Below are 14,308 nucleotides of genomic sequence, written 5' to 3' on the forward strand. Positions count from 1 at the left end.
TAAGTATCGTATAAATATATTTGCGGATAAGATCTGGTATCAGTTCAGATCTTATCGCAAAACTCAATTTTTAACCAATGAACAAATTCGAAAGCCGTTACGCTCAAAGCCCTAAAGAAGTTAAACACATGGATACCGCAGCTTTGCGGGAAAATTTCTTGATCGAAAACGTATTTGAGGCAAACCAGGTAAACCTAACCTTATCTCATTTTGACAGATATATTGTTGGGGGTGCAATGCCTGTTGATCAGAAAATAGCACTTCCTAACCCTCATGATTTAAAAGCAACCTATTTTTTAGAACGTAGGGAACTGGGCATTATTAATGTCGGCGGAAAAGCTATTGTTACTGCTGATGGCGAAAAATACGAGCTGGATTATAAAGAGGCTTTGTATATTGGTAAAGGTACTCAGGAAGTATTTTTTGAATCTGCAAGTCCTGGCGAAGCCGCAAAATTATACATCAATTCAGCTCCTGCACACCATAGCTATCCAAACAAAAAGGTAAGTAAGGCCGAAGCTGAAATTGTAGAGTTGGGTACGCCTGAAACCGCTAATCATAGGATAATCAATAAACTGCTGGTGAATAGTGTTTTACCAACCTGCCAGTTGCAGATGGGTATGACCGAGTTAAAATCGGGTAGTGTTTGGAATACCATGCCTGCACATACGCACGATAGAAGGATGGAAGCATATTTCTATTTCGAAGTTCCGAAAGGACAGAGTGTTTGCCACTTTATGGGCCAACCACAAGAAACCCGTCATATTTGGATGCAGAGCGATCAGGCGGTAATTTCTCCAAACTGGTCTATCCATTCGGGAGCAGGTACAAGCAACTATACTTTTATTTGGGGTATGGCCGGCGAAAACTTAGATTATGGCGATATGGATCACTGTGCAATTAACGAATTGAAATAAATTTACGCTTATCATCTCTACTGGAGCAGGGTCCCGAACATTCGGGAGCGTGCTCTTTTTTAAATGATCAATTGAATAAAAACATGTCTAACATATTTAATTTAGCAGGTAAAACTGCATTAGTTACTGGCTGTAAAAGAGGAATAGGAAAAGCGATGGCTTTAGCCTTGGCCGAAGCAGGTGCCGATATTATTGGCGTTTCTGCAAGTCTCGAACTTCAGGGCAGTACGGTAGAAAAAGAAGTTTTAGCACTAGGCAGAAAGTTTTATGCTTACCAGTGTGATTTTGGTAAACGCGAAAATACCCTGGCTTTTGCCGCTCAGGTAAAAGCCGATCATCCTGTTATAGATATTTTGGTAAATAATGCAGGAACGATTTTACGTCAGCCAATTGCAGAGCACTCTGATGAATATTGGGATGAAGTAATTGCGGTAAACCAAACGGCACCGTTTATTTTAACGCGCGAAATTGGTAGAGAAATGATTGCAAGAGGAAGTGGAAAAGTAATTTTCACTGCATCATTACTATCATTTCAAGGTGGTATTACCGTTCCCGGTTATGCAGCGAGTAAAGGGGCAATTGCATCTTTAACAAAAGCTTTTGCCAACGAGTGGGCATCAAAAGGCGTAAATGTGAATGCAATTGCACCTGGTTATATCGCAACCGATAATACTTCTGCTTTACGCGAAGATCAGGATAGAAGTACTTCTATATTATCGCGTATACCAGCCGGAAGATGGGGAACGCCGGAAGATTTTAAGGGACCAACAATATTCCTGGCCTCAACAGCCAGTGATTATGTTCATGGAACAATCTTAACCGTTGATGGCGGTTGGATGGGAAGGTAAGTTAGTCCTTAGTCTGGAGTCTTTAGTGCTGAGTTGATAATTCAGGAATTATAAAACCTCGCAGGTTTTTAAAATTTGCGAGGTTTTTTATGTTATTACGAGTAAAAACTTTGGATTTATGACTGTGGACTAATAAAGGTTATAAATCTCCTTAATATCCTTCAAAATCTTTTCGAAATCGATTTTTAGGTCGATTAACCTACCTGTATGGATGTCAAATACCCAACCATGAACGGTTAAACCTCGTTTTGCAATTGCTTCTTGCACTGCTGCGGTTTTTAATAGGTTAACGCATTGCTCCTGAACATTCAGTTCTACCAGTCTGTTGTAGCGTGCGCCTTCATCTTCAATGGCATTTAACTCATCTTTGTGGATACGGTATACATCGCGGATATTTCTTAACCAAGGATTTAATATACCTAAATCTGCAGGTTGCATGGCTGCTTTAACACCGCCACAATTATAGTGGCCACAAACCACAATATGGTTTACTTTTAAGTGGCGTACAGCATAATTTAAAACGGTCATTACGTTTAAATCCACATTGTTTACCAGGTTGGCCACATTCCGGTGTACAAAAGCCTGACCTGGTTGTATGCCCATTAAATCTTCTGCAGTAACACGGCTATCAGAACACCCGATGTACAAAAACTCAGGGCTTTGACCTTTCGATAATTCAGTGAAATAATCAGGATTAATGGCCAATTTCTCGGCAATCCATTTTTCGTTGTTCTTAAAAACTTCTTCTACATTCATGCTTTTGCTTTAAATAGAATTCTGGGATATATAATTATAATGAGCACTAAACAAGGTATTCACATTGTCGTAAAACTAAAAAAAGATTTCCTGATTTTGACAAGTTATTCGTGTTTCCTCTTGTTTACTTAACTAACAAGTTTTGCCCTTAAATGTTTAGTGATCCGACAGATATTGAGGAAGGAAACTCAATTCGGGAATTGTTAATAGGTGTTGTGTAGGTTTTAATATTAGAGCCGTCACCCTGAATTTATTTCATGGTCTATTGTAGAAAGATGCTAACCACGAAGCAGCTACAGGGCAATTGAAAACACTGCTACTTGTAAAATAAATTTAGCATGACGATCGTGTTAAGACAAAAGCACTAAAATCTATAATGAATATAAATATTAGCACCCTAGCTGTTAAAGTAATGATCACCAAAATTAAAGCCAATATCAATTACCCTATGCTTAGAAGGTTTTGATATTGGCTTTATTAACTTTTAACTCGCAACCGCAACCGCATTTTTGTTAATGTGGTTTGGCAGTTCTTCAAGTGTGTATAAGTTAACCAGCGATTCTCTTAATACGTTTTTTGCATCGTACCAAGCGTTTTGTTGAGTGAAATGACAAACGCCATTGGTCAGCTCGGTAATAATTGCACCAATTAAGGTTGCAAAATGATTTTCGAAAACATCTCCGGAATGGTACTTTAAAGAAAATACTTTGCTGTAGTTTTGAAGCTGGGCCTCAACCTCTGCGCTCAACTTTACAGGTTTTGCAACCTTTCTTTTTTTCTTTTTGAATAAACCCAGTATCTTTTGTACGAAACTCTGTTTGATGATTTTTTCTTTAAAAAGTTTTTTCTTGTATTCTTTCAGATCGAATGATTTAAGAGACACGCTAAAATTTAGTTTTAGGTTATTCTCATTAAATATTTCCAAGCTAGGTTTGTCCCATTTAAAAACAATCGCTAGGTTTCCGTTTGGGTTTCGAAATGAAAAAGACGAATTAATATCCAGAACATTTTCATGTTCATTTAAACGTTTTAAAATTGTTGGGATAAGATCGTCTGTTAAGGAATTGGTGTAGATGTTTATATAAGCACTCATGTTTAATTAAGATTAGCTGAAATCAATTATCGCAAATGGGCATGCCATAAGCTTTATTTATTGATAATTAAGGATATCACAATATTGCAGGGTGACCTATTTTAATAGATAACACTCCTTAATATCGATTAACTTGGAAATCTTAATGTGGATTGACGGTTGTAGTTTTTCATTTATATGTGTGTTTGTGTGTGTAATATTGATTTTGAGAGAAAGACATAGATTAATTAATTTCTTTTTTTAAATTTTTAACCTAAACGGACCAAATAGCAGAAACGTTACAGTTAATTTTAAAAATACTCTGTGAGCAATAATTATACCATAAAATAGCTGCTATTATTTTAATCGTTCCAATAGTTTTTTCATGTTGCTTAGCTGTAAGATGTTTTTAAATTCAGGTGTGTCAAAATCCTCTTTATTTATAACCTGCTTTAAGCTTCTGTTAAAGCTTCTTACAGAAATACCCAGGTAGGCAGCCATGTCTTCTTTTGATATCGAAATGTGCTCGTCGGCCTGCAGTTTGAGCAATTTTAAAAGTGCATATTCTAAAGTGTATAGCTGTTGAAAAGACGCGCGTGTACTAGTTTGTATAATTCTGGTAGATAATTCCTGGAGTAAGATTGTAGTAAATTCACTACTCTTGTTTATCAACGAAAGGAAAAGATGGTTAGGAATAACATAGGTGGTAACATCACTTATCGCGGCTACATTGCAGAGGCAATCAATCTTTTTTAAAGCTTCTAATTCGCCCACCACTTCGCCCTTACCTAAAAATTCGATAATAAAATCTTTCCCGTTTTCTTCAGAAATAAAACATTTGCTGATCCCATCCTTAATGATGTAGATATTGCTGATTTTTTCGCCCTGTTCAATAAATCGATACCCTGCTTTAAAGTTTTTAACTGTAATGGCTTCTCCTTCATTTTCGGCACAAAAACGTTCAATAAAAGATAAGAAAGTAAGGTTGGTACGTAGCATATTTAATTAGTCGAGACAAATGTCCTTTTTTAAAGGAAGTTGTTACTTTACTTTTGTGGCACTAAAGTAAGCATATCCATGAAAAATCAAATTACTGTAATTGCTTTTGATGCTGATGATACCCTTTGGGTAAACGAGCCCTATTTCCGTGAAACTGAAGAGCAATTTGCAGGTCTTTTAGAAGATTTTATGCCTCATCATAGCATTTTGACAGAGCTTTATAAAACTGAGATTGCTAATTTGCCACTCTATGGTTATGGAATTAAAGGTTTTATGCTGAGTATGATCGAAACTGCATTGAGGATCACTTCGGGTAAAATAGATCCTATCATTATGAATAGAGCGATTGAACTTGGACAGGGAATGCTCAATAAACCAGTTGTATTGCTTGATGGGGTAGAAGAAGTACTTAAAGCCCTGTATGGAAAATACAGATTAGTGGTTGCGACTAAAGGCGACCTGCTCGATCAACAGCGTAAGCTCACCAAATCAGGACTGGATCATTATTTTCACCATATTGAAATTATGAGCGATAAACAGGAAAAAGATTATCAAAAACTGATTAAACACCTGGATTGTAAACCTGAAGAGTTTTTAATGTTGGGTAATTCCTTGAAATCGGATGTTTTACCTGTATTGAATATTGGTGCACATGCCGTTCACATTCCTTTCCATACCACGTGGGTGCATGAGCATATCGATCATACCATTGAACATGCAAATTTTTATCAGATGGAAAGTCTATCTGAAGTTTTACCAAAATTAATTGAATGAAAGAAAAAATAGATATAAACACCTGGATCAGAAAAGATCATTTTAAATTTTTTAGCGCCTTTGAAGAACCTTTTTTCGGCGTAACCGTAGAGGTAGATTGTACTGCCACCTACGAAGAAGCAAAAGAATATAACGTTTCTTTTTTTCTGCTTTATCTGCACAAATCACTGGTAGCCGCCAATCAGATAGAACCTTTTAGATACCGCATTATTGATGGCGAAGTTTGGAAGTACAGTAGCGTGAATGCCACAGCTACCATTAACAGGCCAAATGGTACCTTTGGATTTGGATACATGGATTTCTACAATTATTTTGAAGATTTTAGAACAGCAGCCAATAAGGAGATTGAAAAAGTACAGACCAGCACAGGTTTAATCCCTTCTTTATCGGGCGAAAATGTAATTCATTATTCGGCACTGCCCTGGTTAAATTTCACTTCTTTATCACACGCCCGAAATTATGCTTATCAGGACAGCTGTCCTAAAATATCTTTTGGCAAGCTTAGAGATGAAAACGAAAGAAAAATAATGTCGGTTTCCATACATGTAAACCACGCCTTGATGGATGGCTTTAACGTTGCCCAGTTTGTAGATCGCTATCAGGAGCTATTAAGCAACAAGGAAGTTAACGCGTATGTTTAACCTAAACCTTTAAGGAATAAAACCTAAAGGATATTTAATGTTCGGTTAATATTAGGAATTTATTTTCGGTGATGTTTATAGCTGCCGTTATTATTCCTTTTTACCTTTTGGCTGTTGTAGCCATGTGTTATATGGATACTGCTTTTAAGGCGATTATGTTTTTTGTACTGTTACTTATTGCCACATTTATACTTTTTCTGTTCATCAATTATCCCATGCAATCGGTTTTTGCGGTAATCTGTTTAATGGCCATGTTCGCTTTTAAACCTAAAGATTAATTAAAAATTGAATTATGATTTGCATTCGAGAAAGTATTTGCTATTTTTGCTGCTCAAGCCGGAAGCTTGTTTCCATTACCGAATGATTATTTAATTTTTTGGTTATTGAATATTTAAAATTGGGGGATTAGCTCATTTGGCTAGAGCGCTTCGCTGGCAGTGAAGAGGTGATCGGTTCGAATCCGATATTCTCCACCATTAAAGGCCGATTTATTAAGTTAGATCGGCTTTTTTATTTTCAAAAAAACAAGGATTATGTTAAATAGCCTGCATTATCCCCATCTTTCCTGATCTGTATAATCACTTGTACCAAGGACCTACAGCTTGGGTTTTGGTGTGTTGTAATAGGGTAATGTAAGATTGTATCGATTTCAAAATCTTTGTACTATTTTTAGCCAAATCTTTTTATAGCGATGAGGAAAACCACCGGCATACTTCCTTACTATACCGAAATTAATGATTTTTTGGCCTCCATTCCATGGCCTGAGCGGACAACAAACCCAGATTTTTACTGTCTTAGGTTGAAACCGATTGAAGGTGGTCAGATGCCGGTTTACAGGCCTCCTTTTAAGCGATCGTTTTACTTTTTTGCGCTGCTTTTCAACTCTGGTGAAATCAAAGTGGAATACGGGGAGCAGACCATTCAAGACGCTGACTCCTATTTGGTATTCCATTCACCAAACCTGATTTATAGCTTTACCCATAATAATGCGCTGGAGGGATACGTGGTTTATTTTAAGCCCGACGCTTTTTCTTTTTTTAAGCCAGGGTTCCATCGTCAGTTCACACTGTTCGATCCCCATCGCACCAACCTGTTTAAGTTTGATCACGGGATGTTTAGGCAGCTGGCCCCACATTTTGAGTCTGTTTTTGCCGCTTACGAACATTCCGGGAAAGATGCCCACCTGGAAGCACGATTGAAATTACTGGGGCTGTTATGTCATCTGCAGAATTGTGCACTGGAAAGTAAACAGAATGAGGGGCCAAACAGTAGGCCGGAACTATTGATGCGTGATTTTCTACAGTTGATTGAAAACAATTATATCCATAAACGAAGTATCAAAGAATATGCTGCCCTGCTTTCAGTGACTCCAAATTATCTTTCACGGTCTGTTAAGCAGGTTTCCGGGCGTAATGCATTGGCTTTTATTACAGAACGTTTGGTTTCTGAAGCCAAATCGCTTGTCCGCTACACTGATCTGGAGATTTCCACGATTGCCTACCAGTTGGATTTTTCTGACCCGGCTAATTTTGGTAAATTCTTTAAAAAGCACACAAAGTTTTCTCCTTCTGCCTTCCGCAGTCAGCATAAGGGATTAAATTGACCTGTAAAACCAAGATTTAAACCTATCTTTTCAATCCGCTTCTGCCGTTATTTGCTGTAAAAATTTGAATTTATGCCAAGCAAAATATTTATCAATCTGCCGGTAAAAGACCTGGGCAGATCCGTTGAGTTTTTTACAAAACTGGGTTTCTCCTTCAGTGCGCAGTTCAGCGATGAGAAGGCCGGCTGTATGGTCATCAGTGAGCGCATCTTTGTGATGCTGTTGACCGAAACTTATTTCAGCTCATTTATTGATACCGAAATCTGCGATGCTAACCACCAAACCGAAATGCTCATCGCGCTCGATGCCAGCTCAGTAGATGAGGTAAAAGAATTTATCAGCAAAGCGGAATCCCTTGGTGCCAGGATTTATGCAGAGCCCAAAGACCACGGATTTATGTACCAGCATAGCTTCGCTGACCTGGATGGACACAAGTGGGAGTTGGTATTTATGGACATGAATCAGTTTGGACAATCTTAATAACCTGGAAATGGAAAAATTAAAATATGACCCCGCTATTGATGCCTACATTGCCAACGCCGCAGATTTTGCCCGGCCCATTCTCGAACATTGGCGCCGGCTCGTACACGAGAACTGTCCGGGTGTGGATGAGGCAATCAAATGGGGAATTCCTCATTTCGATTACAAGGGAGACCACATGTGTGTGATGGCTTCGCACAAGGCGCACTGCTCTTTCACTTTTATAAAGGGTGAACTGATGAGAGATGCAAGGTTGAAAGCTGCAAAAGACCTAAAAGCCACTAGCCGGTTCCTTGGTAAAATAACAAAGATTAACGAGCTGCCTTCCGATCAGGAATTTATCGACATGATAAAGGAAGCGGCACAATTGAATGAACAAGGCGTGAAGATAAAGCGCGAAAAAACAGAAGATAACAAACCTAAAGTACTTGATACACCTGGTTATTTCCAGGATGCATTGGATAACGAGCCAAAAGCCAAAGCAGTTTATCTGAGCAAATCAAATTCATTCCGTAAAGAATATATTGTATGGATTAGCAGCGCGAAGACCGATGAAACCCGGCAAAAACGAATACAAGAAGCATTGGCTTGGATAGCCGAAGGAAAAGGCAGATTTTGGAAACACCAAAAGTAATTCTGTGACTGGAACTCCGAACCAGTCTTTGCGGTCCCGTTCCAACCTTAGTCATTCCATTATTCTGCTAAGAAAAACCTAGGGAGATTGTGTGATTTGAAAATGATGCAGTCTCCCTGCAAATCCCTCTAAGAAAACGATACCTTTTAGTTTTTTTTACATCATAGGTTAACCCGTTTTCAATCCTAAGAATCAGTGTTTTTTCATTGCCCGCATAAAGCCAATGCCCATTATAGGTAGGAATGGATGATGAAGCAGTTTATACGAAATCTCCAGGCTAATATGTTAAGTCATTAATACACTTTTGCCTTTTTGCAAAAATATTATGAATTTGACTTTAAATCAGGGTAAAACTTACTTGTGGAATATGTTAAAGGAGCGATTAGGGCATAAAATTTTTTACGACCTTTAAAGAACCAATTTGGGGATATTATGATGGATATATTGTTGCAGACGATTGAAAAAGCAGTAAATGTAGACCAGAATGAAAAAGAACTCATTGCAAGGCTTTTCCGTGAAAAAAAGTATGCGAAGGGTGATTATTTTCTGGAGGAAGGTGATATATGTCGAAATGTTGGATTTATGATAAGCGGCGTAATGCGATATTATATTAACGATGATGGAGAGGAGAAGACTTATGGATTTGCCAAAGAATCTGATTTTGTCTGCAATAATGAAAGTTTTCTGCCTCAACAGCCATCCCGGCAAATTATCCAGGCACTGGAGGATTGTACTTTATTGGTTATCGGATACAGTGATCTTCAAAAATTTTATACTTCAATCAAAAGCGGCGAACGTTTCGGGCGGCTTGTTATCGAGCAGGTTTTTGTCAAAACCTTACAGGGACTCAATTCTTTCTATACGGATTCACCAGAGCTCCGTTATGAGAAATTTGTAAAAGAATATCCTGATCTGCTACAGCGTATACCGCAGTATTATATTGCTTCCTATGTGGGCGTTAAACCACAATCGCTAAGCCGTATCCGGAGCAGAAATACGCGCAGAGAGAATTGTTAACTCAGGTGCATGAAACGTGAAAAGGATGCAGATAACTTTGTTGTCAACTTAAAAAATAAATATTATGACAACAAGAATTTGTTACCGCATTGCATTTTTGACCGGCTTAGGGTTGCTATTTATAGGTCTAAGATTTTTGATTTCACCGGTTAAAGCTGAATTCGATTATGGTATCTTCACTAATACCAATGAGGATTATTCTTTTCACTACATCAAAGGTATCAGAGATCTATTTTCCGGCATTCTCCTGCTGCTTTTAGTATTAACAAAGGAAAGAAAGGCTCTGGGCATAGCACTACTCTCAGCAACTGTTGTGCCGTTGGGAGATTTCATGATTGTAATGGGCAAAAATGGAAGCGATTGGCAGCATGCGATAGCTCATTTGGTCGCCATAGCAATCTGCTTTATTATTGGCCCGCTACTTTTATTGCAAAAAACCAAAAAAAGTAGTTCCGACAAACAAGCATCCTTCAATTTAATTCGCTCAGCGGCCGATGGTGGGCCTACAGTAGCGGAGTGTGATCTGCTCCCCGGCGCAAAAACTCCCTGGCATTACCATACTTTATTTTCGGAAAAGTTTGAAATCCTGGAAGGCGAACTGGAAGTTGGAAAGGCCGATAAACGTTATCAACTCAAGTCTGGGGACGAGATCGTTATATTGGCCAACGAGACGCATCTTTTTTACAACAGATCGGAGAGCGTGTGCCGGATACGGACAACCATAGACCCTGGAAATATTCCATTTGAGCAGGCCTCGTTAATTTTATTGGGGCTCGCAAAGGATGGTTTTACTAACAGGAACGGGATACCAAAAAAGCTTTCAGACTTAGCTTTGTTTATTTATTTGAATAACTCCAAGATGACAGGCGCAATGAAAATCGCTGAGCTATTTTTAAGTCTTGTTGCGAAAATTGCTATAAATACGGGCAGATTGAAGGTTCTTGAGGATGCCTATTGTAAACCTGCCCGCCGGATAATTTCATAATCTTCACCCCCGGGGGGAGTTATTTTATTTTGCCACGATTACATTTGCCCCGCCTGGTAAAAGTTTTACTTTCAATTGTTTTGCCTTATTTAATTTCAGTTGTTTTATTTGTGGTGAACGATCGCCGGCATCTGAGTATAAGGTAACATCAGTGCCCGATAACATAGGGAGCGAAATGTCGATCGTTTTCTCTGTGGTTTCAGCATTTATGGCTGCAATATACCAGGTATCGCCATGGCGACGTGCCAGTACACAATATTTCCCAGGATATCCATCAACAAAAACAGTGTTGTCCCATGTAGTAGGTACATTTTTCATAAAATCGATCACATGGGGCGCAACATCGGTGAGGTTATTAGGAGTGATGCCAAAATTCTGCACCGGATTCTGGAAAAGGATAGCGGTTGCCAATTGGAATGTTTCTGTTGTTTTTCTAGTTGTACCTCCGTCATTTTTCCTGTTGTGGCGCTTATTTAAAAGAACTGGCCCGAAATCCATTGCGCCTACAGCATTCCGGATAAATGGATGAAGGCTGGCACTGATGGCTTCGTTATCATTTGCATGTTGGGTGAATATCAGGTTCTCTGATGCCAATACTGCCTCACTTCCAACATAGTTGGGGTACATTCTTTCCCAGCCTCTGGGTATTGTACAGCCATGGAAGATTACGGTTAAGCCAAAGGTGTTGGCATCAGCTAAAATATCCTCATAAAGTTTCATGGTTTCCTGCTTATCGCCACCAAAGAAATCTACCTTAATCCCTTTTATACCAATCTGCTGCATCCATGCCATTTCCTGTTTTCTAGCCGAGGCTGTATTCATTTTATATTTAGGTCCTTGTGGAGCATCGTTCCAAAAACCATTGGAGTTATACCATAAGGAAATACCAACTTTTTTCTCTTTTCCGTAGGCAACCAGTTCCTCGATTTTTTTCCGTCCGATCCTGCTGTCCCACCAGTTATCGATCAATACAAACTCATAGCCCATTGCGGCAGAAAGGTCGATGAATTTTTTCTGATCTTCGAAATTAATGCTTTCATCTTGCCATAACAGCCAACTCCAGGTAGATCGGCCAAAAGCATAGTCTTTTGATGCGGTATATTGTGGTGCCACAACATCGAACGGCACAGTAGTTTCAACAATTGGTTTAAGTGTACGTCCAACGGTAATGGTGCGCCAAGGGGTATTGCCAGGCAATGATATGGTTGGATTTGCACTGCCGATACCATTATTTTCTCCCTTCTCCGGGAAAGCAATTTTGTAATGACCATCTTTAGTACCTTCGCTTAGCTTGGAACCACAGTAGAGGGAATTTACACCAGTTTCTGAAAGCAATACCCAGCCTTCATTCCCCAAATGGAAGAGGGCGGGAAAAGTATAACCTAAACCATATTTTGAAGGGACGCCCATCGCTTGATCGGGCGTGTATTCTTCTTCGTAGCTTGGCTTGGTTTTCATCCAGCCAATCATGGGGGTGGCCTGCGGTGTTAAAAATGTAGTGGTATTTGCCGGGAATTTGTATCCGCTCAATTCTTCTTCAATGACAAAGGTCGCTGCCTCACCGGTTTGGGGAATCTGATATTTAAAGGCAATGTCGTTATTACTTACGCGGAATACGACTTCGAGCTGATTCTTTTTGGCATTTTCAAACTTGCAGATGAGCTCATTTGCCTGATAATTTACACTACTGATCTTGATTTTTGGTTCATTGTAACGCTCATCTATTCGCCGTAATTGCTTACCCGTTAGTTTGAGACCAGATGATAAATCCATTTGGCTTCCACGAAGCCCCAGGGGGGATTGCTCAATCATTTCTTTACCCTGTAATACCACATTGTAATAAAGTTTACCTTCGTTTAAATATAGTTTAACCATCAATTTCTGATCTGGGCTTGTAACGTTCAGGTCTTGGGCAAAAGATATAACGTGGCTAGCAACTAGTATCGTTACCAGTAAAATGCCTTTAAAATAATTCATAGCTAAAGATTTGTAGCATAATTTTGGGATATTCATCACAACGGAATAAGCTTATTTGGTTTAGATTTATCAGATCAGTCTTGAAAACTGAAAATTAGGAAATATTTTTAAATGTTATGATAACGTTTATTGTTTTTTTCTATTGTACCCATAGTTAAATAGAACTGGTACTGCTAAGATATCCTCTGTCAAGATATTATTGGTGTTATTAAATTTTGAGTAACTATACCTTAAAAGCTTCTCTTTGAATAACAATATTTTAGTCGATGCATGTAAAGGCGACAACTGTTGTTAACAAAATCTAAAAAAAAATAAAATATCGAGCATAGAGTTTTCTATTTATAAGCGTATAGTTATTAAAAGTGGCATAAAATGGGACAAATAAGAAAACTTTATGTTAAATACTTACAAGGCAATAGTTCTGCGGAGGAGCTAGCTGAACTGATGAGGCATTTTGAAAAATATGGAGAAAAGTCCCCTCTTATGGATCTGATTGAAAAGGAACTGTTGCAGGAGCCACCCAATACTGAAGATTCAGAAGCGGTAAAGGAGGGATTGAGTAGGAATTATGCAGTTCTCAATGCCAAATTAACAACTAAAGATGCTAAAAAAACACTACGGTTGTGGTGGCTATCGGCTGCAGCTTGTTTATTAATAACCATAGGCGCAATCTGGGTATCTTATTTTTCTAAGGGAGGAAATATTAAAGAACTTTCTACATCCAAAAAGTATTATACACATGATTTACCCGCTGCATCAAATAAAGCGATATTAACTCTAGAAAACGGTAAGGAAATTAGTCTCAACGATAGTAGTGAGGGCGTACTGGCGCAGAACAATGGGATAAGTATTCAAAAAAACAAAGATGGCCAGGTTACCTTCGTTTTAAAAGGAACAGCTGCAAATAATCAGCAAACGGCATATAATGTTATTTCTACCCCCAAAGGAGGTAAATATGATATCGTTTTGTCTGACGGTACTAAGATTTATCTAAATGCATCATCCAGTTTAAAGTTCCCCAACAGTTTTAAAGGAAATGAACGTGCTGTAATATTGACTGGGGAGGCATTTTTTGAAGTTTCAAAAAATAAAAGAATGCCTTTTATTGTAAATGCCAGTAATATGAAAATAAAGGTTCTTGGTACTCATTTTAACGTGATGGCGTATGAGGATGAAAAAAGTGTTCAAACAACACTTGTTGAAGGAGCGGTAGAGTTAAAGGGAAAAAATGACAAGGTCTTATTAAAGCCTGGGGAGCAAGGTTCATTTTCCGATCAGGATAAGAGAATAAATGTTGCTTCGGTAGATGTTAGCATAGCCACAGCCTGGAAAGACGGCTATTTTGTTTTCAATAATTCGAGCCTGCAGGAAGTAATGCGACAGCTTGCCCGGTGGTATGATCTAAAAATCGTTTACGATGGGCAAGTGCCCGAAAGCGAATTTAACGGGAGAATTAAGAGGAATTCATCACTTAAAAAGGTCTTACAGGTTTTGCAGAGCAGTAATGTAGACTTTAGTTTAACTGGAAACACGCTGACTATAAAGCCATAAATTAAACAAAATCAAAACAACCAAACCAAAACAAATATTAACCCTAACCAAATT

At 38.5% G+C, this 14,308-nt stretch carries 15 protein-coding genes and 1 tRNA gene; 12 read left to right on the top strand and 4 right to left on the bottom strand.

The genetic code is table 11. The annotated features are described in order from the left end of the window. The first annotated feature begins 77 nt into the window (after positions 1 to 77). Both kduI and FHT21_RS00810 read left to right on the top strand, forming a co-directional pair. The gene (gene kduI, locus FHT21_RS00805; RefSeq protein ID WP_167292907.1) at positions 78 to 917 is read left to right on the top strand and encodes a 5-dehydro-4-deoxy-D-glucuronate isomerase; all 840 of its coding nucleotides are present in this window, start codon (positions 78 to 80) and stop codon (positions 915 to 917) included. Positions 918 to 1,000: 83 nt separating this feature from the next. Then, on the top strand, positions 1,001 to 1,765 hold the full coding sequence (locus FHT21_RS00810; protein WP_167292908.1) for an SDR family NAD(P)-dependent oxidoreductase: 765 nt from the start codon (positions 1,001 to 1,003) through the stop codon (positions 1,763 to 1,765). A 129-nt stretch (positions 1,766 to 1,894) separates the two neighbouring features. On the opposite strand, the gene FHT21_RS00815 is transcribed toward FHT21_RS00810, so the two are convergent. The 3 genes from FHT21_RS00815 to FHT21_RS00825 all read right to left on the bottom strand — a co-directional run bounded on the left by FHT21_RS00815 (position 1,895) and on the right by FHT21_RS00825 (position 4,592). After that, entirely contained in the window at positions 1,895 to 2,521 is a 627-nt protein-coding gene (locus FHT21_RS00815) for a carbonic anhydrase (RefSeq protein WP_167292909.1), read from the bottom strand. 484 nt (positions 2,522 to 3,005) lie between these two features. After that, positions 3,006 to 3,614 carry a hypothetical protein gene (locus FHT21_RS00820; RefSeq protein ID WP_167292910.1) on the bottom strand — a complete coding sequence of 203 codons (609 nt, stop codon included), beginning with the start codon at positions 3,612 to 3,614 and terminating at the stop codon, positions 3,006 to 3,008. 336 nt (positions 3,615 to 3,950) lie between these two features. Further along, complete coding sequence (locus tag FHT21_RS00825) at positions 3,951 to 4,592, bottom strand: Crp/Fnr family transcriptional regulator (RefSeq protein WP_167292911.1); 642 nt, start codon at positions 4,590 to 4,592, stop codon at positions 3,951 to 3,953. A 78-nt stretch (positions 4,593 to 4,670) separates the two neighbouring features. On the opposite strand from FHT21_RS00825, the gene FHT21_RS00830 reads away from it, so the two are divergent. From FHT21_RS00830 to FHT21_RS00870, 9 genes are all read left to right on the top strand, one after another. Then, on the top strand, positions 4,671 to 5,366 hold the full coding sequence (locus FHT21_RS00830; protein ID WP_167292912.1) for an HAD family hydrolase: 696 nt from the start codon (positions 4,671 to 4,673) through the stop codon (positions 5,364 to 5,366). After that, on the top strand, positions 5,363 to 6,007 hold the full coding sequence (locus FHT21_RS00835; RefSeq protein ID WP_167292913.1) for a CatA-like O-acetyltransferase: 645 nt from the start codon (positions 5,363 to 5,365) through the stop codon (positions 6,005 to 6,007). Before FHT21_RS00830 ends, FHT21_RS00835 begins: the two co-directional genes overlap by 4 nt. A gap of 71 nt (positions 6,008 to 6,078) precedes the next feature. After that, positions 6,079 to 6,285 carry a hypothetical protein gene (locus FHT21_RS00840; RefSeq protein WP_167292914.1) on the top strand — a complete coding sequence of 69 codons (207 nt, stop codon included), beginning with the start codon at positions 6,079 to 6,081 and terminating at the stop codon, positions 6,283 to 6,285. Between the two features lie 121 nt (positions 6,286 to 6,406). Next, positions 6,407 to 6,483: transfer RNA gene (locus FHT21_RS00845), tRNA-Ala, on the top strand. Between the two features lie 215 nt (positions 6,484 to 6,698). Further along, positions 6,699 to 7,610 carry an AraC family transcriptional regulator gene (locus FHT21_RS00850; RefSeq protein ID WP_167292915.1) on the top strand — a complete coding sequence of 304 codons (912 nt, stop codon included), beginning with the start codon at positions 6,699 to 6,701 and terminating at the stop codon, positions 7,608 to 7,610. A gap of 72 nt (positions 7,611 to 7,682) precedes the next feature. Continuing rightward, positions 7,683 to 8,090: a VOC family protein gene (locus FHT21_RS00855; protein ID WP_167292916.1), complete on the top strand. Its 408-nt coding sequence runs from the start codon at positions 7,683 to 7,685 to the stop codon at positions 8,088 to 8,090. Between the two features lie 10 nt (positions 8,091 to 8,100). Then, entirely contained in the window at positions 8,101 to 8,724 is a 624-nt protein-coding gene (locus tag FHT21_RS00860; RefSeq protein WP_167292917.1) for a YdeI/OmpD-associated family protein, read from the top strand. 432 nt (positions 8,725 to 9,156) lie between these two features. After that, entirely contained in the window at positions 9,157 to 9,741 is a 585-nt protein-coding gene (locus FHT21_RS00865) for a Crp/Fnr family transcriptional regulator (RefSeq protein WP_167292918.1), read from the top strand. A gap of 64 nt (positions 9,742 to 9,805) precedes the next feature. After that, positions 9,806 to 10,726, top strand: a complete 921-nt coding sequence (locus FHT21_RS00870) for a DUF4267 domain-containing protein (protein ID WP_167292919.1) — start codon at positions 9,806 to 9,808, stop codon at positions 10,724 to 10,726. 24 nt (positions 10,727 to 10,750) lie between these two features. Here FHT21_RS00870 and FHT21_RS00875 read toward each other — a convergent pair whose 3' ends face one another. After that, a complete protein-coding gene (locus FHT21_RS00875; RefSeq protein ID WP_167292920.1) occupies positions 10,751 to 12,703 on the bottom strand; it encodes a glycoside hydrolase family 97 protein in 1,953 nt (650 codons plus the stop codon). A 372-nt stretch (positions 12,704 to 13,075) separates the two neighbouring features. Here FHT21_RS00875 and FHT21_RS00880 point away from each other — a divergent pair, with 372 nt between their 5' ends. Further along, positions 13,076 to 14,254: a FecR family protein gene (locus FHT21_RS00880; protein ID WP_167292921.1), complete on the top strand. Its 1,179-nt coding sequence runs from the start codon at positions 13,076 to 13,078 to the stop codon at positions 14,252 to 14,254. The last annotated feature ends 54 nt before the right edge of the window (positions 14,255 to 14,308 follow it).

Origin of the sequence: Pedobacter sp. SG908 (genome assembly GCF_011759615.1) — a bacterium.
Classification (GTDB): domain Bacteria; phylum Bacteroidota; class Bacteroidia; order Sphingobacteriales; family Sphingobacteriaceae; genus Pedobacter; species Pedobacter riviphilus.